The organism is Actinomadura rayongensis (assembly GCF_009831215.1).
Taxonomy (GTDB): domain Bacteria; phylum Actinomycetota; class Actinomycetes; order Streptosporangiales; family Streptosporangiaceae; genus Spirillospora; species Spirillospora rayongensis.
Window position 1 is genome coordinate 464054 of sequence record NZ_WUTW01000005.1, and the last position, 19490, is coordinate 483543.

At 69.5% G+C, this 19490-nt stretch carries 15 protein-coding genes and 2 tRNA genes; 8 read left to right on the forward strand and 9 right to left on the reverse strand.

All coding sequences use genetic code 11. The features are described from left to right. The first annotated feature begins 239 nt into the window (after positions 1 to 239). A complete protein-coding gene (locus GQ466_RS23690) occupies positions 240 to 3161 on the forward strand; it encodes an AAA family ATPase (RefSeq protein WP_161105191.1) in 2922 nt (973 codons plus the stop codon). On the opposite strand, the gene GQ466_RS23695 is transcribed toward GQ466_RS23690, so the two are convergent. Genes GQ466_RS23695 through GQ466_RS23705 form a run of 3 tightly spaced genes read right to left on the reverse strand, consistent with a single transcriptional unit; the run spans position 3158 to position 8203 of the window. Beyond that, a complete protein-coding gene (locus GQ466_RS23695) occupies positions 3158 to 3916 on the reverse strand; it encodes a class II glutamine amidotransferase domain-containing protein (RefSeq protein WP_161105192.1) in 759 nt (252 codons plus the stop codon). The two genes, GQ466_RS23690 and GQ466_RS23695, sit on opposite strands and share 4 nt — an antisense overlap. A 17-nt stretch (positions 3917 to 3933) precedes the next feature. Next, positions 3934 to 5700: an N-acetylglutaminylglutamine amidotransferase gene (locus GQ466_RS23700; RefSeq protein ID WP_161105193.1), complete on the reverse strand. Its 1767-nt coding sequence runs from the start codon at positions 5698 to 5700 to the stop codon at positions 3934 to 3936. Between the two features lie 13 nt (positions 5701 to 5713). Further along, positions 5714 to 8203 (reverse strand): glutamate--cysteine ligase, encoded by a 2490-nt coding sequence (locus tag GQ466_RS23705; RefSeq protein WP_161105194.1) that lies wholly within the window; start codon positions 8201 to 8203, stop codon positions 5714 to 5716. 120 nt (positions 8204 to 8323) lie between these two features. On the opposite strand from GQ466_RS23705, the gene GQ466_RS23710 reads away from it, so the two are divergent. After that, the gene (locus tag GQ466_RS23710; RefSeq protein ID WP_161105195.1) at positions 8324 to 9232 is read left to right on the forward strand and encodes an alpha/beta fold hydrolase; all 909 of its coding nucleotides are present in this window, start codon (positions 8324 to 8326) and stop codon (positions 9230 to 9232) included. Between the two features lie 66 nt (positions 9233 to 9298). Continuing rightward, entirely contained in the window at positions 9299 to 9877 is a 579-nt protein-coding gene (locus GQ466_RS23715) for a DUF4232 domain-containing protein (protein WP_161105196.1), read from the forward strand. A gap of 36 nt (positions 9878 to 9913) precedes the next feature. Here GQ466_RS23715 and GQ466_RS23720 read toward each other — a convergent pair whose 3' ends face one another. Continuing rightward, positions 9914 to 10360 carry a hypothetical protein gene (locus GQ466_RS23720; RefSeq protein WP_161105197.1) on the reverse strand — a complete coding sequence of 149 codons (447 nt, stop codon included), beginning with the start codon at positions 10358 to 10360 and terminating at the stop codon, positions 9914 to 9916. A gap of 54 nt (positions 10361 to 10414) precedes the next feature. Here GQ466_RS23720 and GQ466_RS23725 point away from each other — a divergent pair, with 54 nt between their 5' ends. Beyond that, positions 10415 to 11104, forward strand: a complete 690-nt coding sequence (locus GQ466_RS23725) for a hypothetical protein (protein WP_161105198.1) — start codon at positions 10415 to 10417, stop codon at positions 11102 to 11104. 36 nt (positions 11105 to 11140) lie between these two features. On the opposite strand, the gene GQ466_RS23730 is transcribed toward GQ466_RS23725, so the two are convergent. Then, positions 11141 to 12397 carry a lipase family protein gene (locus GQ466_RS23730; RefSeq protein WP_337193601.1) on the reverse strand — a complete coding sequence of 419 codons (1257 nt, stop codon included), beginning with the start codon at positions 12395 to 12397 and terminating at the stop codon, positions 11141 to 11143. Positions 12398 to 13383: 986 nt separating this feature from the next. Between GQ466_RS23730 and GQ466_RS23735 the strand changes: the two genes are divergently transcribed. The 3 genes from GQ466_RS23735 to GQ466_RS33180 all read left to right on the forward strand — a co-directional run bounded on the left by GQ466_RS23735 (position 13384) and on the right by GQ466_RS33180 (position 15517). Next, entirely contained in the window at positions 13384 to 13851 is a 468-nt protein-coding gene (locus GQ466_RS23735) for an RNA polymerase sigma factor (protein WP_161105199.1), read from the forward strand. A 39-nt stretch (positions 13852 to 13890) separates the two neighbouring features. Then, positions 13891 to 14469 carry a hypothetical protein gene (locus GQ466_RS23740; protein ID WP_161105200.1) on the forward strand — a complete coding sequence of 193 codons (579 nt, stop codon included), beginning with the start codon at positions 13891 to 13893 and terminating at the stop codon, positions 14467 to 14469. A 712-nt stretch (positions 14470 to 15181) separates the two neighbouring features. After that, positions 15182 to 15517: a tyrosine-type recombinase/integrase gene (locus GQ466_RS33180; RefSeq protein ID WP_161105201.1), complete on the forward strand. Its 336-nt coding sequence runs from the start codon at positions 15182 to 15184 to the stop codon at positions 15515 to 15517. Between the two features lie 7 nt (positions 15518 to 15524). Here the strand turns inward: GQ466_RS33180 and GQ466_RS23750 are convergent. Together GQ466_RS23750 and GQ466_RS23755 are read right to left on the reverse strand one after the other, a co-directional pair. Continuing rightward, positions 15525 to 15613: transfer RNA gene (locus tag GQ466_RS23750), tRNA-Ser, on the reverse strand. Between the two features lie 119 nt (positions 15614 to 15732). Beyond that, positions 15733 to 16188, reverse strand: coding sequence for a hypothetical protein (locus GQ466_RS23755; protein WP_161105202.1), 456 nt, complete (start codon positions 16186 to 16188; stop codon positions 15733 to 15735). A gap of 252 nt (positions 16189 to 16440) precedes the next feature. Here GQ466_RS23755 and GQ466_RS23760 point away from each other — a divergent pair. After that, positions 16441 to 16513: transfer RNA gene (locus tag GQ466_RS23760), tRNA-Arg, on the forward strand. A gap of 601 nt (positions 16514 to 17114) precedes the next feature. On the opposite strand, the gene GQ466_RS23765 is transcribed toward GQ466_RS23760, so the two are convergent. Then, on the reverse strand, positions 17115 to 18068 hold the full coding sequence (locus GQ466_RS23765) for a hypothetical protein (RefSeq protein ID WP_161105203.1): 954 nt from the start codon (positions 18066 to 18068) through the stop codon (positions 17115 to 17117). Next, positions 18065 to 19490, reverse strand: a 1426-nt coding sequence (locus GQ466_RS23770; protein WP_161105204.1) for a tetratricopeptide repeat protein, incomplete at its 5' end; no start/stop codon positions are given. The genes GQ466_RS23770 and GQ466_RS23765, both read right to left, overlap by 4 nt.

Below are 19490 nucleotides of genomic sequence, written 5' to 3' on the forward strand. Positions count from 1 at the left end.
GAGCCCGAGCCGAGCCCGCGCGCCCGCGCCGTCCTGCACAGCGTCATCCGCACCTACTTCGGCGGCGACGCCACCGCGGCCATCAAGGCGCTCCGGACCGAGCTGAGCTGACCGGGCGGTGAACCGAACGGTCCCGCGCGGCGCGGGGCCGTTCGGTGGCGGGGACCTCGCGCCGATGGTGTCACGGGTGGGACGATGAGAAGTCCCGGAAGGCCGGGCGTTGAGGATGGGAGGGCGGATTGCTGCGTCTGGTCGTCTCGCGTACCGCTCCCCGTGCGTTCCGCACGGTTCTGGACGCCCTTCAGGCCCCGCTTCCCCCGTACGGCCCGCGCGGCAAGCACATCTTCATCGAGCCGGGGCACTACCCGGGCACCGGGTTTCAGAGCGATGCCGACTTCATTCTCACGGCGGTCGGTGGGCCCGGCACGGTGACGTTGGACGGTGCGACCGGTGTGACGATGCGGCTCGCGGGGCGTGTCACGCTTCAGGGGCTCACCGTGCGGAACTGGAGCGAGGAGGGCAGCGCGCTGCGCGTGCCGGGCGGGAACGTGTTCGCCGAGCAGTGCGAGTTCGTCAGCCGTCCCGGGACGGTCGCCGTGAGCGTGTGGGACGGCGCGTCCGTCGCCCTGCGCGGCTGCACCATCAGCGACGGCGCCGTCGTGTACTCCAGCGCTACGGGGATCATCGAGGACTCGGTCGTCCAGGGCACGCGCGACAACGCCATCGCGCTCCGCACCGGCAGCGCGGTGACCGTCAGGCTGTGCCGGGTGTTGGACGCGGGGGCGTCCGGCATCTGGGTCACCGAGGGCTCGCGGCCGATCATCGAGCAGTGCACGGTCGCAAGGCCGGGGCACGCGGCGATCCTCATCGACGACCGCGCCGAGGCGACCGTCCGGAACACGTCCATGGAGGAATCGGACGTCTGCGCGTTCGTCGTCAGGGACAACGCGACCGCTGTTCTGGAGGACAGTCGCGTCGCGGATGCCGGGCTTGAGGCCGTTTGGGTGACGGCGCGCGGCTCGCTGACGGCCCGTCGCGTCCTCGCCGAGGGCGGGCGCCGCGCCGGGCTGTGCGTCTCCGACCACGGGACGGCCGTCTTCGAGGACTGTGAAGTCCGCGGCACCGCCACGCATGGGATCGTCGTGGAGGACGCCCAAGGCACTGTCAGCGGAGGATCGGTCACCGGCGCCGGCGAGATGGGGTTGCGCGCCGTCGGCGGGGCGAGGTTCACCGCCACCGGCACGGCCTTCAAGGACAACGGCGTCTACGGCGTCGCCGTCGAAGACGACGCGGAAGTCACCCTGCACAACTGTTCGGTCGTCGGCAACACCGATCGCGGCGTGGTCGTAGCGCCGACCGCCACATTCCAGGGCATCGATCTCGTCAGCCACGGCAACGGCGGCCCAGACCGCATCGGCGGCGAACAGACCGAGCGGCACGTCAAGACGGGCACCGGAACCGTCCCCGCCACCGGCGACCAGGAGACCGACGACGCCGAACCCACCGGAAGCTGGCTCGCCGAACTGGACGCGATGATCGGCCTGGCGTCGGTCAAGCAGGAGATCCGCAAGATCGTCAACCTCCAGAAGGTGGCCGAGCGACGGCGCCGCGCCGGGCTGCCGCCGGGCCCGTCGATCAGCCGCCACATGGTCTTCGCGGGCCCGCCCGGCACCGGCAAGACGACCGTCGCGCGGCTCTACGGCGGGCTGCTCTCAGCGCTCGGCGTCATCGAAAAGGGCCAGGTCATCGAGGTCAGCCGGGGCGACCTGGTGTCCGACAACGTCGGCGGGACGGCCATCAAGACGCGCGAGGCGTTCGACCGGGCGCGCGGCGGCGTCCTGTTCCTGGACGAGGCGTACGCCCTCGCCCGGAACGCCGGCGGCGGCCCCGACTTCGGCCGCGAGGCCATCGACACGCTCGTCAAGCTCATGGAGGACCACCGGGACGAGGTCGTCGTCATCGCGGCGGGCTACTCGGCGGAGATGCGCGAGTTCCTGGCCGCCAACCCGGGCCTGCGCTCCCGCTTCTCCAGGACGATCGACTTCGCGAACTACACCCCCGACGAGCTGGCCGACATCACCGAGGCCCACGCCGTCAAGGACGGCTACCGCCTCGCCCCCGAGACCCGCGCGGCCGTCGCACGGCACTTCACGGGCGTCCGGCGGGACGCGGGGTTCGGCAACGGACGCGAGGCGCGCCGCGTCTACGAGGCGGCGGTGGAACGGCAGGCGCAGCGGCTCGCCGAGGGCGACCCGTCGGTGGAGGAGCTGACGCTGCTGCTGCCCGAGGACCTGGACGTCGCGTCCGGCCTGGCCGCCCGCTTCGGCGAGGCCCGCGACGCCGACCAGGTCGCGGCCGTGCTGGAACGCCTGGTCGCGCTGGTCGGCCTGGACGACGTCAAGCGCGAGATCAACGACCTCCTCGCCCTGCTCGACTCGGCGAGGCGCCGCCGCCGCGCGGGCCTGGACGCCGACGCCATCACCGGTCACCTGGTCTTCGCGGGCCCGCCCGGCACCGGCAAGACGACCGTCGCCCGCCTCTACGGCGAACTCCTGGCGGCCCTCGGCGTCCTCGCCCAAGGCCAGGTGGTGGAAGCCGCGCGCGTGGACCTGGTCGGCCAGTACGTCGGCCACACCGCGCAGAAGACGGCCGAGGTGTTCGAGCGGGCGCGCGGCGGCGTGCTGTTCATCGACGAGGCGTACACGCTGTCGCGCCCGGCGGGAACGGGCCACGATTTCGGACTCGAAGCCATCGACACGCTCGTCAAGCTCATGGAGGACCACCGCGACGAGGTGATCGTCATCGCGGCGGGCTACACGGCCGAGATGGAAGAGTTCCTGGCATCCAACCCCGGCCTGGCCTCCCGTTTCGCAAGGACGCTCACCTTCGCCCCCTACGACGCCGACGGCCTCACGCAGATCTTCGCCGACAAGGCCCGCGCCGCCGACTACGTCGTCCCGGACGAAACGGTCGCCGCCCTCCGCCGCCACCTCGCCGCCGACGCCGCGCGCTACCGCCAGGGCAACGGCCGCGAGATCGACAAGCTGTTCCGCGCCGCCGTGACGGCCCACGCCCGCCGCACCGAACACCTCGCCGCGTCCGGCACCGAACCGAGCCGCGACCAGCTCGTCACCCTGACGCCCGACGACCTGCCGTCCTAGCCGGGGACGGCCTCGCCGGGCAGCGCGACGGGCGCCGCGACGATCGCGCGGAGCGGACGGACGGTCAGCGACCCCGCGTCCGCCACGACGATCGACCGATCGGGCACGGTGATCCAGCCGTCCCCGTCGTCGTGGGGTTCGCTGGCGACGAGGATGCCGTCGTCCTCGCGCCGGTAGCAGAGCGTCTCTGCCCAGGTGGTGGCTACGACGCGCGTCCCATCGGTGACCATCAGGTTCAGGCAGGCGGCGATGTCGTGCTCCACGATGTCGTAGAGCAGGTTCTCGACGACGGCGTCGAGCGGGCCGGTCGCGCGGTGCCACAGCAGCGCGGCGAGCAGCGCCGAGTCGACGGTGGACTCGGGGACGACGCCGGGCGGCACGAGCGGCGCCACGGCGGACGTGTCGAACTGGCCGTTCAGGCTGAACAGCAGCCGTCCGTCGGTGAACGGGGCGTTCGCGGCCCGCTCCAGCGGCATCCCGGGGCTCGCCGCGCGGGCGGCGCCGAGCACGCAGGACGCCGAAAGCTCACGCGACCGGGCGGGGAACTCGGTGTCGTCCCAGATCGGGGTGGTCGTACGGTAGACGGTCGTTCGGCCGTCCGGTCCATGCCAGCCCGCACCGAACCCGTCCTTGTTGACCAGGCCCACCTGCTGCCAGCGCGGCAGCCGCGCCTGCTCCACCAGGCCGTAGGACGGCTCGTAGAAGAGGGCGTGCAAATTCCTGGGCGCCCCCACCCACGCGAAATGCCGGCACATCGCCAGACCTCCCTCACTCAGACGCCATGCGACTGTAGCCACAATTCCAGCAACGCGACCTGCCACAGGCGGCTCGCGCCGAGCGTCGTGCGGTGCTCGTCCGGCGCGGCCAGCAGGCGGTCCACCTCCTCGGGGCGGTAGAGACCGCGCGCTTTGGCGGCCGGATCGGTCAGCGCGTCCCGGACAAGCTCCAGATACGGGCCGGACAGATGCCGGATCGCGGGCACCGGGAAGTACCCCTTCGTCCGGTCGATGACGGCGTCCGGGACGAGCCCGCGCGCCGCGTCCTTCAGCACGCCCTTGCCGTCCGACGCGAGCTTCAGCTCCGGCGGGCAGGCGGCGGCCAGCTCGACCAGCTCGTGGTCCAGGAACGGGGTGCGCGCCTCCAGGCCCCACGCCATCGTCATGTTGTCGACGCGCTTCACCGGGTCGTCCACGAGCATGACGGTCGTGTCGAGGCGCAGCGCGGCGTCCACGGCCGTGGCGGCGCCCGGTTCCGCGAAGTGCGACCGGACGAACTCGGCCGCCGCGTCGCGTTCCAGCAGGTAGGCGGGGTTGAGCAGCGCCGCCAGCTCGGAATGCGGGGCGTCGAAGAAGACGCTCGCGTACGCGTCGGCGGCCTCGGCGCGCGGGACGTCGGCCAGCGGCGGGTACCAGGAGTAGCCCGCGAACACCTCGTCCGCGCCCTGCCCGGATTGCACCACCTTGACGTGTTGCGCGACCTCCTGCGACAGCAGGTAGAACGCCACGACGTCGTGGCTGACCATCGGCTCGCTCATCGCCGCGACCGCGCCGTGCAGCGCGGGCAGCAGCCGGGCGTCGTCCACGCGGATCTGGTGGTGGTCGGTGCCGAAATGGTCCGCGACGAGGTCGGAGTAGGCGAACTCGTCCCCGGACTCGCCGCCCGCCGCCGTGAACCCGATGCTGAACGTCGCGAGGTCCCGCTGCCCGGCCTCGGCGAGCAGCGCGACGATGAGGCTGGAGTCCAGCCCGCCGGACAAGAGCACACCGACCGGGACGTCCGCGACCATCCGCCGCGCGACGGCCGCGCGCAGCGCCTCGCGGACGGCCTCGACCCACTCCACGCCGTCCAGGGAACGCGTGAAATCGGGACGCCAGTAACAACGGTCCTCGATACGACCGTCGGCGGTTATCGTCCGGACGGTCGCCGGCGGCAGCTTCTCCACCCCCGCGAGGATCGTGCGCGGCGCGGGCACCACCGAGTGGAACGTCATGTACCGATGCAGCGCGACAAGGTCCAGCGACGTGTCCACGCCACCGCCCGCCAGCAGCGCGGGCAGCGTGGACGCGAACCGCAGCCTTTGCGCGTCCCGCGTGACGTAGAGGGGCTTGATGCCGAGCCGGTCGCGGGCCAGGACGACCGTTCCGGTGTCCCGTTCGACAACGGCAAATGCGAACATGCCTTTGAAGTGGTCCACGCAGTCGCGGCCCCACCGGTGGTACGCCTTCAGCAGCACCTCGGTGTCGGACGTGGAGAAGAACGTGTACCCCTCGTCGCGCAGCAGCGTCCGCAGCTCGCGGTAGTTGTACAGGCAGCCGTTGAAGACGCCGGTGAGGCCGAGCGCGGCGTCCGCCATCGGCTGCGCGCCCCGCTCCGACAGGTCGATGATCTTCAGTCGGCGGTGCGCCAGCGCGACCCGGCCGGACGACCACGAGCCCGCGCCGTCCGGCCCGCGCGGCTCCAGCACCGACGCCATGCGCACGACCGCCGCGACGTCCGGGACGCCGCCGTCCAGCCGCACCTCACCGCTCAGCCCGCACATGCGCAACCGCCCTTCACAGCACCAGCCAGGTGTCCTTGGACCCGCCGCCGCGCGAGGAGTTCACGACCCGGCTGCCCGCGGGCGCGACGCGGGTCAGCGCGATCGGCACGACCTCCGGCGCGGCGTCCGGCGCCTGCGTGACGAACGCGCGCAGGTCCACCACGCGCGGGCTGAGGCGCCCGTCGTGGAACGTCGGATGCGTCGACAGCCGGACGGTGTCCTGCGCGATCCACCGCGCGGGCTCGGCCCGGATGCGCTCCCGCGCCTCCTCGCGCTCGGCGGCCGTCGCGTCCGGGCCGATGAGGACGCCCGCGCCGCCGTAGCCGTCCACGGGCTTGACGACGAGGTCGGCGATCTCGTCCAGCACGCGTTCGCGCTGGTCGGGGTCGCGGCACAGGTAGGTCGGGACGTTCGCGAGGATCGGCTCCTCGCCCAGGTAGTAGCGGATCAGGTCGGGGACGAACGCGTACAGCGCCTTGTCGTCCCCGACCCCGTTGCCGGGCGCGTTCGCCAGCCGTACCGATCCGCGCTGTACCGACGCCAGCAGGTTCGGGCACGCGCCGTACAGTTCGTCCTCGTCGATGCGGCGGTAGAGGACGTCGATGCGGTGGCCGCCCGCGTACACGCCGGTGTCGTCCACGCGCAGCTGGTCGGGCGTGACGAGGGGAATGTCCATCTCGTCGGCGAGCAGCCGGTGCTCGAAGAACGCCGCGTCGCTCTCGCCGACCGTGACCAGCGCCGCGTCGCCCGCCAGCGCCGCCCGCAGCACGCTGATCGCGCGCGCCGGGCCGGCCGTCGGCTGCGCCCGCATCAGCTCGGGCAGCACTCGCGCGGACAGCCACCGGTTCGCCAGCGCGTATCCGATTCCGGACGGGACGCGAAGATTGTCCTCCAGCACGGACCAGCGACCCGCGCCGTCCCGGACGAGGTCGATGCCCGCCACCGCGCACCGGACCGTCCCCGCCGGGACGAGCGCGCCTTCGGCCCGCAGCCCGGGCGCCTCGTCCAGCGCCCAACTCGGGACGATCCCGGCGCGCACCGCCTCCCGCTCGCCGTACGCGTCCCGCAGGAACGCCTCCAGGCCGCGGACGCGCTGGACGAGCCCGTCCTGCAACCACGTCCAGTCGCGCGCCCCGATGACGCGCGGAATCACGTCGACCGGGAACAGCCGCTCCTTCTCGCCGTCCACGTGGAACGTCATGCCGAGGCCGCGCTGCACCTCGTCGCGCAGCTTCTCGCGCTCGTTCAGGCCGTCCGGGCCGAGCCGCTCCAGCGCGTTCAGCACCAGGCCGTAGGGGCCGCGCGCCGTCCCGTCGAACACCACGGCCTCGTCGGCGGACGCGTCGTAGCCGCGCAGCATCGCCTCCACGCGCGGCCGACCGGGGCCGACGTCGGGCGCCCAGTCGGTGTGCGCGCGGGTCTCGGCGAGCAGCAGGTCCAGGACGCCGTCGAACCCGCTCCCGGCGTACGCCGCGCGCTGCCGGGCCGCCGCGCCGCCGCCGGACAGCGCCGCGTCGGTCAGCTCGGTCACCAGTTCCCAGTCGCCGGTGCGTTCCAGGGTCGGGCGCAGCGCGTCCACCACGCGCCTTACGTACACGGGCGCTGGGACCGGGGTGCGCGCGTCCGGATCGACCAGTTCGCCGGCCAGCCCGGCGCGCGCGGCTCGCCAGGTCAGCGACCGCGCCAGCTCCGGCCTTGGCGGTTTGCAGGGCTCGCCGGCGTCGATCGCGTCCAGTTCCTCGATGACCATCGCGCGGAACAGGCCGGCGAGCAGCACCACGTCCTCGACGCGCGGGCACGCGTCGCACAGCCGCAGCTCGACGGTCGGCAGGTGCGCGGACGGGCGCACGTCGAAGTAGATCATCCCGGGGTCGCTGATCACGCCGGACTTCACGAGGTCGGCGATCAGGGCGTCGTACTCGTCCGCGGTCGCGAACTGGCCCATCGGCCCGGCGGTGGGCCAGCGGCTCCACAGCAGCGTCCGGTAGCTGGCGTAGCCGGTGTCGGTGCCGAGCCAGTACGGGGAACTGGCCGACAGCGCCAGCAGGACGGGGACGCGCGGCGTCAGGCGCTGCGCGACGGCGACGGCCAGCTCGCGGTCCCCGACGTCCACATGGACCTGCGCGCCACAGATCAGTTGCTCGCGCGCCAGGGCCTGATACTCCTCCAGCATGTTCTCGTAGCGGGGGTCGGGCGTGACCTTGAGCGCGTCCAGATCCACGACCGGGACGGTCCCCGCCGCGACGATCCCGAGCCCGAGGGGCTCCGCCGACGCCACCACGCCGCGCCGCAGCGCGGCCAGGTCCTCGGCGAGGTCGAACAGCCGCAGGAACGGGCGGCTGTTCGTTTCCACCACCGAACGCTGCAGCTCGGCGCCGAACCGCTCGGCCGGAAGCTGCTGCAGCAGACTGTCCGCACGCGGCAGGAGCCGGTGCGTCTCAAGATCGACGGTGTGGAACTCCTCCTCCACACCGACGGCCATCACATCCGCGCGGTCGCCCATCACGCGAGCGTAGGTGCCCTTTGTTTCCGGCAAATATCCTGCCAAGTAGGGTTTTTTCCGCTTACATGCCGGTCACCGACGGGAAGCACGGACGAAACACCGCGCCCGGAATCTGCCTGCATGTTGCACTTCCGGGACATCCACGGGTACCGCCGCGCCTACCGGATCCTCGGCGACGGGCCGCCGCTCCTGCTCGTCCACGGCATCGGCGACAGCTCCGCCACCTGGTCGTCGGTGCTGCCGCTGCTCGCCGAGAGGCACACCGTCATCGCGCCCGACCTGCTCGGGCACGGCGCGTCCGCCAAACCGCGCGCCGACTACGCCATCGGCGCGTTCGCGTGCGGGCTGCGCGACCTGCTCACCACGCTCGGCGTCGACCGGGTGAGCGTCGTCGGGCACTCGCTCGGCGGCGGCGTCGCCATGCAGTTCGCCTACCAGTTCCCCGAGCGCTGCGAACGGCTCGCGCTCGTCGGCAGCGCCGGGCTCGGGCGCGAGGTGCATCCGGCGTTCCGGCTCGTCACCGGGCCGGGGGCCGGGCTTGGTCTCTCGCTGCTGACCACGCCGCCGGTGCGCGCGGCCGTCCGGGCCGCGTTGCCGGTGTTGCGCGCTTTCGGCGGGGCCGGGCTCGGCGGGGACCTCGACTACGTCCACGGCCGGTACCTCGGGTTCGCCGACCGGTCGGCCCGGCTGGCGTTCCTGCGGACGATCCGCGCCGGGGTCGACCTGCGCGGGCAGGCCATCACGATGCTGGATCGGAGCTATCTGGCGCGGGGGCTGCCGACGCTGGTCATCTGGGGGGCGCGGGATCCGATCATCCCGGTGCGGCACGCGCACGTCGCGCACACCGCGCTGCCCGGGAGTCGGCTGGAGATCTTTCCGGACGCCGGGCACTTTCCGCATCATGACGATCCGGAGCGGTTCGCCGCGCTCGTCGCCGAGTTCATGGCGGTGCCGGCGGCCGGGCGGGCGGACTGGCGGGAGATCCTGCTGCGCGGACGCGCGACGCCGGAGGTGTCCAGCGGGTCGTAGGCTCTTTCGGGTGCGTTGGAGGTGCCGAGCGGGTCATAGGCTCGGCCGGTGCGTTTGCTGATGTTTGTGCCGTTTGTGCTGGTCCTGGCCGGGTGCGCCGCCGAGCAGGCCGCGTCCCGGCCGCCGTCCACGCCCCAAGTGTCGTCCACGCCCGCGCCCGGGGTCCCGGCCGCGCCCGGGGTGCCGGTCACGCCCGGGGTGCCGGTCACGCCGATTCCGTTGCCGTCCACACCCGCGCCGACGTGGACGCCGTGCGACGCGACCGGGGCCAGCCTGTCCGCCGGTCTCGTGGACGCCGCGCTCGGCACGCGCGGGCTCACGATCACCCTGCTGAACTGCGGACGCGGGCCGTACCGGCTGGACGGACGGCCCGCGCTGCGCCTCCTGGACGCCCGCCGCCGCCCGGTCCAGGTGACGAGGGTGAACGGCACCCGGTCGCGTGCGCTGACGCTCCGACCTGGGGAGAAGGCGCGGTTTTCCCTGATCTGGCGGAACACCGTCACGTCCGGGACGGACCCGGCCGTCAACGCGCCCTACGTCGAGGTCGTCCCGGCGCCGGGCCGACCGCCGCACGTCCTCGCCGTGTCCGGCGGCGTCGACCTCGGCAACACCGGGCGCATCGAGGTCAACGGCTGGACACGCTGACCGACGCCCTCGATGCCGATGGGGGACGCGTCGAGGTCAACGGCTGGACGCGCTGACCGTCCACTCGTCCAGCGTCTCCGGCGGCACCTGCGCGACCTCGGCCGCCTTCTCCCGGCTCAGCCCCGCGCCGACCGCCCGGACGGCCTGCTCGCGCAGCAGCGGCTCGACGCGCTCCAGCTCGGCCCGCAGCCGGGCGCGGTACTCGCCGAGCGGTTCGATCAGGCGCTCGGCCTGCTCGACGTCGCCGTCGACCAGGTGCTCCGGCGACAGCAGGTCCTCGACGTGGTGCAGCGCGTTCAGCGCGAGGTTCACCGCCTTCACCGTCCCGGCGCCGATGCGCTGCCGCTCGGGCGTCGGCTCGTCCACCTGGAGGCAGTTCCACCACTGCAACGCCTGCTGGAGGAGCAGCCGGACGTTCAGCGTCGCGGTCTCCAGGTCGCTCTCCACCCGGCGGCGCTCGCGCTCCTGATCAAAGTCCTCCATGCGCCCCCACCATAATCACCGGGACTCACAAGCGCCCCAGAACAGGACAGATCCATGCGAATCCCGGTCGCCGTCGCCTGCGCGGCCGTCCTCACCCTCGCCGCCGCGTGCGAGAGCGGCACGACCGCCGCCCCCGCCGCGTCACCGACGACCAACGGCCTCGACCGGCTCCCCGCAGCGGAGGTCCTCGCCCGCGCGCTCGCCGCGACGCGCGCCGCGGGGTCGCTGCACCTGCACGGGACGACGCGGGACGGGCACGACACCATCCGCCTCGACCTCCGCTTCGCCGACGAGCGGACGTCGTCCGGCTCGATCAGAATCGGACGGCAGCGGATCGACGTCCGCCGGTTCGGCTCGACGCTCTACCTGAGCGGGAACGACGCCTTCTACGTCGCCGCCGCCGGGAAGAACGGCCCCGAACTCCTGCGCGGGAAGTTCGTCAGGACGAAGGCCACCGCCAAGGACTTCAAGGAGATGGCCGAGCTGACGAGCCTCCCCGCGATGGTGGACGCCCTGCTGAAGCCAACGGGCGACGTCCGGCACGTCGGGGGAATGACGGTCGCCGGACGGCGGGCGATCGCCATCGCCGACAAGTCCGCCAACATTCTCTACGTCGCGCTGGAGGGCCCGCCGTACGTACTGCGCCTCGGCAACAGCGTGGACGGGACGCTCGACTTCGACGGCTATGGGAAGCCCGTCCGGATCGTCCGGCCCGCCGCGAAGAACGTCGTCTCCGGGGACTGACGCGTGGGGGGCGGGACCCGCCCCCCACGCGCCGGATCAAGCGGCGCAGTTGCCCTGCGCCGGCTTGCCCGCGAACCGGTCGGCGAGGAACGTCATCGCGTCCGGCTCGCTCTGCACCATGCCGAGCGCGTGCTCGGCGAACAGGTAGGTCTTCCAGGTCACGTTGGCGCCCTTGGCGCACCACTCCTTGTGCAGCGTGTCGGCCTGCTGGAACGGGATGATCTCGTCGAACACGGCCTGCGCCTGGAACACCGGCGCGGACGGCGCGGTGCCGCCGAGCCGGTTCTCCTTCAGCCGCGCCTGCCAGTCGGGCTGGTCCAGCGGGCTCGTGGTGGTGAAGTCGCTGATCTTCTTGAAGGCCGTGTTGAACAGGGCCGGGACGATGTCGACGCTTACCAGGCAGATGTCCTTGGTGTCGGCGAGCAGCTTCTTGCCGTTCTCGTTCAGGTACTTCTGCAGGTTCAGCTCGGGATAGGCCGCGTCATAACCGACCGCCGCCATGTACATGAGAGCCGCGAACGGCCCCTGGTCGAGGCTCTTGGCGACCGCGAGCAGGTCCGCCGGGACGCCGCCCGCCGCCGTCCCCTTCACCTGGAGGTCCGGCGCGTAGGACGCGGCGAGCTGCGCGGCCCAGCCGGCGGACGTCCCGCCCTGCGAGTAGCCCATGATCCCGACGGGCGCGTCCGCGGCGATCCCCGTCTCACCGAACCGCTCGGCCGCACGCGCGATGTTCAGGACGGCCCGCCCCTGCGACTGCCCCACCTCATACGTGTGCTGACCGGGCGTCCCAAGCCCCTGCATGTCGGTGATCGCCACAGCCCACCCACGGCTAAGAGCGTCCGCAATGAACAGCGCCTCATAATCCAGCCCGGTAGCGAGCGTGTAGGACGGCGCGCAAGCGTCCCCAAGCCCCCGAGTACCGACCCCCCACGTCACCAGCGGACGCTTCCCCTTGCCCGTCCAAGCCTTGGTAGGCACGACGACGGTCCCAGACACCGCGATCGGCTCCCCCGTAGCCGACTCAGACCGATAAAGCACCTGCCAAGCCTTGGCGTCCCCGAACGTCGGATAAGGCGACTGCCGCGACCGAATGACGTCCCCCGGCTTCCCCTGCGGAAGCGGAGACGGCGGCGTATAAAACACATCCTGACCCGGCGGCTGAACATCGGCAGGCGCGGCCTGAGCAGTGCCCTGCAGAGCGGTCGCCACGATGGCAACGCCGACGCAGGAGCCCAGCACCGACCGCACGACGCGGCGAAGACTGGTGGACATCGACACGGAACCCTTCGTCATCCCCCGACACCGTCCGGATGACGGCCACGCAACCCTAGAGTAAGTGGACACTGATTCCAATAACTCGAACACACAACTCCCGCCCCCCACTTTGTGCCCCCAGTCACACCAAAGACCCCACCCACGTACTTCTGGACACGCCTACCGGGCACACCGCACAGCTGTGCCGATCCAGGCCGAGGCCGCAGACCCGCCAACCTGCGCTTTGGGGACCCTCGCGACCGGGACGCCCCCCGGAACGAGTCGCGCGCCCGATCCGTCGAGACGCGTCCGACAATGCGCGGGTTCGCTAGCAGCTTGGTGCATCCGTCGCCGACCTCGTCGGCCGCCCGCTTCTCCAGGCCAGCGGACGGCCGGGTAACACATCTAGCGAATCCGATGGAACGTCGTGACCATCGAGACTCACGAAATAACGGAAAGATCCATCACCATCCGGGCCAGTAGCGGCAAAAATCCCTCTAGACCAGACCCCGACCGGAGAATTTTCATAACAGCAGACAGGCACCAACCCGTACACACGTGTGCGACGATCACAGCCAGTACACCGACGTTGAGTACTCCGATACGAACCAGACGCCTTCTCGAAACGAACGCGGCGGGGAAGGTCACGCGGAGCCTCGCTCGGAGCACTACTGAGTGCCCGCTCCACAAGCGATGCCCTCAAGGACATGAGCCAATGATGCCCCACTGGCCCCAACTTCTGGTGAGCCTTCCCCCACTCATCGCGGCGGCGACGAGCGTGATCCTCGATATTCGCCGCTCGCCCAGAGCCGGATTCCGTCGCATCGGGGCTTGCCGTAGCCGTCAGGATGTCGTTCTCATCGTTCAAGTGATCCACCTCAAGCCGGGACATGGCGAAACTTGTGCCACCGATGAGCGGTGAGCGGGAGTCCCGGGTCGTCGCACGCGTTCCCGGGAAGCCGACTAGCCCTTCAGGTCGACCGCCCGATCCCCGCTCCGGAGGCCACCCTCCCCAGCGCGTCGACATGGAGACCTTCTACAAACTGGAGTTCAAAGGCTTGGTGCGCCATGTACTGAAATGCTCAGGAAGCACAGATGTCGACGAAGCGCGAGATGCGGTACAAACAGCGTTCGCCGAGGCTTTCGTCATGTGGGAGGAGATTGAATATCCGAAAGCGTGGCTCCGGAAAGTGGCGTTGCGCGAGTACTACCGGCGCCCTGCGCCGCAGCCGATAGCAGAGGTGCCAGATACGACTCTGCTTGACGATGTGGCCACTCGCACCGAAGCCGCGAGAGAGGAAATGCTGGTGTGCGCCACCTTGCAGTCACTGCCGTTCAAGCAGCGACAAGCGTTGGCCTGGACGTTCGATGGGTTTTCACCTAAGGAAATAGCTAAAGAACTCGGAGTCGACCCTGCTGCTGTACGACAGAACATTGCGAAAGGGCGAAGAAAGCTGAGGACACTCCTCGCCGAGCAATCAGAGGGCGAGTAGATGGCTCGCGAGTACGAACCCCGCAGCAACTTGGGACGCATGCCGGACGACCTTCCCGATGATTGGAAAAAGTGCGAGCATGAACTTTCCTTGCTAATTGACGAAAAGATCGACGTCGACGCGGGCTGGAATGCACTAGCCCGACAAGAGGGACATGCGGGAACTACCACTCAATGCCATGACCAGGAGGTACCTACAACTGACGCGACTGCCGGCCGGGAGGGTACCGCGACCGACGAGGTTGATGCGGCGCTAGATGCCCTGGCTTTTCAGCTTCGAGAAATATACAGAAGTCCAAGAGTGGCCAGATGTGCAACTTATCCAATTATGGACAATATAGCCACGGCATACGAAATGGTTACCGATGTAAATAGAAGCCGTCATTGGCAGACGGTTGGCTGCAATGAAATGCTTTCAAGCCTTACGGTGGCAATGAATGTTCTGCGCGAAACGGCTACCGACATGTTCAATAGATCGCGGAATGCGAGAAATCGGGCGAGCGGGATTGAGGCCGTCGGTGAGATCTCAATAATCGCCGATAGGATCGCCCAGCTTGAGGGTGTAATCAGGTACTCGTTCGACCAGCCCGACCTGAATTCTTTCAGTCAATACTATTAGCAGGGTACTGTATCCCCGTGTTGACCTCTCGGATTCCGCGAGGGAATTGCGAAGAGAACAGTCAAGACTCTTCCGAGACATGGATAACCGGGACGTTCGCCGCGCACACGGCCTTGCCGGGCGCCTCCCTAGTCAACCGCTGGGTGTGCGCAAAGCTGCGCTCCTATCGGCAAAATAAATCCGGCCGGGTGTTCCGGTATTTTCGACACAATTTACTGAGCCTGCTTGTGTCGGCTGCCGGGGGCGGTGAGGTCGAAGCCAGGGTCCGCGAGCAGATGCGCGCCGTAAGAATTGCCGGCCTCAGGGATCGTCTTGAGGTTGCCGGTGTCCAGGGTCTGCGGAATTGGAGGCCGAGTGACCACGTGCACAACGCGGGGTTGGGGGACGGCCAATGAGTCGATCTGCGCCAACCCGGCGAGGGGGCCGACGACAGGCTGGTGTCGCGGATAGGGATCAAGCTGAACCTCTGTCTGCGCGGAGCAACGGGCCAGTCAAAGCCTGCAAAGACGTGGTCACGTCTGTGTCCGGGTCATGGGTCGATGAGATGGCCGTGGAGAAGAGCTACTGGCCGATGGCGTCGTAGAGTTCGGCAGGTAGGGTGTGTTTTCCAAGGCTCCGATCGGCTGTTCGCTCGCGATGGTCCCGAGTTCCGCTAGCGAAAGCTCGACCAGGAAGCTGATGGGCGAAGGCAGGCGAATGGGCGACCTGGGATGTGGTCCCCAGCCAGCCAGGCGCCTCGCCGCTGGACCGGACCGAGAAGCGGAAGGCGATCTCCAACGAGGCTGGTGTCCACAAGAAGCAGTCCCATGACGCGAGGCGCACCGCCGGAGCGCTCATGGCGGCCCGGGCTATCGACCTACGAGCCGCCCAGAAGATGCCAGGACACGCGCAGGTGACTACCACCGAGTACTACTCGGTGATCGCTTCGCAGCTCGTCCAGGAAGCGGGGAACCGCCTCGGTTCGTCCTTCGCGGCGAAAACCGGTGAACTGCGACCGACACCGATGAGCGAACAGGGCCCCTGCTCCAGCGAGGAGCGGAGGCCCTGATCATGAGCGGAGGATCGGGGATTTGAACCCCGGATGGGCGTGAACCCAAACCGCATTAGCAGTGCGGCGCCATAGACCGGACTAGGCGAATCCTCCAGTTGCAGCCCGAGGGCTCAGCACAGGCTACCGGTACGCGCGGCAACCGGCAAAGCGCGTTTCGGGAGGCAGGCGGCACCGGCCCCGGCCGCTCCCGGCCGGGGCCGACCGGTGCGGGCTCAGGAGCCGAACCGGAACCCTGTTCCGCTGAACCCGCAGGCCTTGCCGAGGTCCTGGGCGTGCTGCTGCATCTGGCCGAGCGACTGAAGCCCGCTCGTCCCGCCGGACAGGTTGCCCGACCCGAGGCTCCGCAGCGTGCTGGCGGTGCTCTCCAGGTCGGTAGCGAAGGCGCCCGCCGCGGACTCGACGTCCCCGCCGGCGTCCTGCCCAGCGCTGCGGATCTTCGCCGCCGCGTCCGAGTACTTCTGCGCGTTGGCCGTGGCGCTGGCGGTCGGGTTGCTGAGGTCGGGCGTGCTGACGGTCGTCAGCGACCGGAGCGTCGACTCGATGCTGTTGCAGGCGGACTTCTTGGCACCACCGCCGGTGACGGAGTCGATCGGCCCACAGGCCGTGGCGCCGAGCACGGCACCGCCGACCATGAGGGCGCCGACCAGGGAGCTGGCGGACAAGCGCATGGGAGTCTCCTTGAATGGGGGGTCGGGACGTCGGACGAGACTAGACCGTGACCGCCAATCCCGTCGCGAATACCCCTTCGGCGCCAAAACTTCGCAGACGGTTCCCTCCACCGCCGACCACCCGCATGGCTCGTCCGCCCGCCGCGATGCCCTACACTGGTGGACGTCGCCACGCAGACCGGACGGCCCGGACACCACCCCCGAGCCTGCTAGACTCGCCGTCGCGACAAACCTCCCGGCCCACCGGGACGAGCACCCGTAGCTCAACGGATAGAGCATCTGACTACGGATCAGAAGGTTAGGGGTTCGAATCCCTTCGGGTGCACAGACAGCCCGCTACCTGCGACGACATCGGAGGTGGCGGGCTTTGCGTTTTAGTGCGCCACTCCGCAACCCTCTGATTTCACGCAAACGTGTGCGTCCCAGCTGGGCATGGACAGTCAGTCGGACCAGCTCAACTGGCGCGACTTCCAGCGCGTCCTTCGGTTAACGCATCGGTGCCGGGACGATCCAGCGGTCCTCGGGAGGCGGCCGACCGACTCCTCAGCTTTGCCGTCGGCTGCTGGTGAGAGAGCGGCTGCGGCCGCGACCGCTGGGCGGACAGGGAGCCGGACCTTGCCGGGCAGATCGAGCGGCAGGACGTTCAGGACGGCCTCCTCGCCGTGAGGGAGCAGCACGGCCCGCCGTGCGCATTCGGGCGTTCAACACCGACAACAGTCCCGAGCGGGCCCTCAACCGTACCGACCTCTGCCTTTGAACTAGTTGCGAAGGTGAGATTCGGAGTGCGTGGGATGTGGGCTCGGGCAGCGATGGATCAGTGTGATCTGATGCGGCGGCCGGCGCCTGGCCGCGTTGTGGCGAAAGAGCGGGTTCTCTGGTGCGGACCGCGGTCGTCGAGTTGATCGTTGTTGCGGTCTGGTTCGTTGTCAGAACAGCCGATGCGCTGTGGGGTGATGGAGGTGGGGCGCTGTGACGTCCGGCCAGCGGCTGGTCACACAGTCGGACGCGGTCGCGCAGGCCGTGGTGAGGGTGGTTCCTGCGGCGAGTAGCCGGTAGAGCGGCTCGGCGAATTCGCGGGCGTAGTCGTCGTGGAGTTGGTCGGGCCAGGCGATGACTGCCAGGCTCGGTGATGCGAGGCGTGCCGCCAGGGCGGTCGCGTCGCACATGCTCAGCACGACGAGCTTCAGATGGGCCGGGGCGCGGCGGATCTGTCGCGCCAGCATTTGGTGGTCCGTCCATAGCGGCCTCCCGTCGCGGGAGAGGACGACGCCGCCGTTCTCGTGGTGCGCCGCTATGTGCAGGACCGCTGGCCGGTAGCGGATGAGAGCGGGTGTGATCTCCGACAGGTCGGGGCAGGTGAGATCCTGGAAACGGTCGGGGCCTAGCGCCGTGCGGATGGAGGCGACCTCGGGGCCGAAGAAGTTGCCGCCGGGCCGCGGGTCACCGGAGATCACCAGAACTTCCCGGCGTTCGACGGCCGTCGTGCGGTCGGTGACCGTGTGCTGGGCGTTGAAGTGCGCGGGCTGGGAGATCGAGAAGGATTGGGACACCTGCATCGACATGTTTTGCTGCGACGATGAGGGGCGTGGGGGCGTCCACGTCGTGAGGTCGATCGTCGTCGTGGGTGGTTCTTGCGGTGGGGTGACCGTTTTCGGAGCGTCGTTGAAGAGCCATTCCTTGATCTCCGGCTCCGGCAGTCCGAGAGCTACGGCTATGACGTCCCAGGCGTAGCCGTCGCCGCGGTAGCGGCGTGCCTCGGTGAGTGCGAGCGCCACGGCCTGGTCGCGTTCGCCTTCGGTGAGTGAGGCACGGATGAGGCGGCCTAGGTTGTTGAGCTGGCGGAGCGCCGTGAGCGGAAGGACGCCCCGCTCGGAGGTCATGCTCCGCCGTTCGGCCTATCCGTTCCGCCTTGGGCTGCTTCTAGGACGGCGGCGAGGTCGTTGTAGCTTTCGGCTCGCTCCGGTTGCTTGCGGGCCAGGCGGCGGAGCCGCGCCGCACCGACCTCGCGTTGGGCGGCGGTGGCCTCGTCCGCGGCGCGCCTCATCACCTCCAACGAGTCGCCTGTGCCGGTGGTGTCCTGCCAGAGGGTCATGAGGGCGCCGACGAAGGCGGCGATGAACGGGACACGGCTCAGGGTCGGAGAAGCCGCCCACAACGCGGCGATGGCGGCGGCGTCAAGGGCCTCGATGAAGGCGATGGCCAGATCGGCTGCGGCCGTGATGTCGACGACGGCGTCATAGGCGTCATCGAGCGATGTCCGTTGTCCGAGTACCAGAATCCCGAGGTGCTGCTGGATTGTCGGCGTGTCACCGGCTGTTTGAAGCACCTCGATGATCGCTGGATCATCGGCGAGGTCCGGATGCTGATGGATGAAGTTCCGGGATTCAGTCCATGTCGGGGTTTCCAGCCAACGTCTTACCAGGTCGACTCGCGCATACCCGGTCCTTTCGCGTTCCAGGACGGGATCGAGACCGCCCTCCTCGATCGCATCCAGGAGGGACTGGAGTTCGGCCAGCGCTCGAACTTCCGGATAGAGCGAGCAAGCGAGATCGAGCGCCGCTCTCACCGCCGGTGACTGCAGATGTGCAAACTCCTCGCGCAGGAAGCGTTCCTGCCCTTCCCACGCATGGGGAGCAAGCCAACGGTTAAACAGCGCCACCTGTTCGTCTGGTAGCGGATGCGTCGCCCAAGCGGGTAGCGCCGCAACGCCGGGGTCTGTATCCGTCGCCTCGGGTGCCTGTGTGACGGCGGCGCGTACAGCCCGCCGCGCTCGACCGCGCCACGCGGCGTCATCCTCCTGATCGGCGGTCTCCGCAGCAACTATCAGGCCGGCCGCTGCCTTGCTGTGGTTGCCGCGTGAGCGGTGGAACCGAACGGAAACCAAGGCGCATTCAGCCCGGACTCCCGCCCGCAAGCCCGCCGATCCAGCGGACAATGCACGGTCCAGGTCGTCCTCACAGTCTGCCTCAACCATGCGATACGCGATGTTGTTCAGCGACGTGGCGAGGTTGGGGAGGAACGCGGCCGGGTTGGCGTCAGCCAGCGTCCGATGGATCTGGACTGCTTCTTCGATACTGGCCAGCGCCTCCGCGCGGTCACCGGTATTGGCCTGCTGATTCGACAGGTTGTTCAGCGAGCCGGCGAGGTCGGGGAGGAACGCGGCCGGGTTGGCGTCAGCCAGCGTCCGTCGGATCTGGACTGCTTCTTCGATACTGGCCAGCCCCCCCGCGCGGTCACCGGTATTGGCCTGCTGATTCGACAGGTTGTTCAGCGAGCCGGCGAGGTCGGGGAGGAACGCGGCC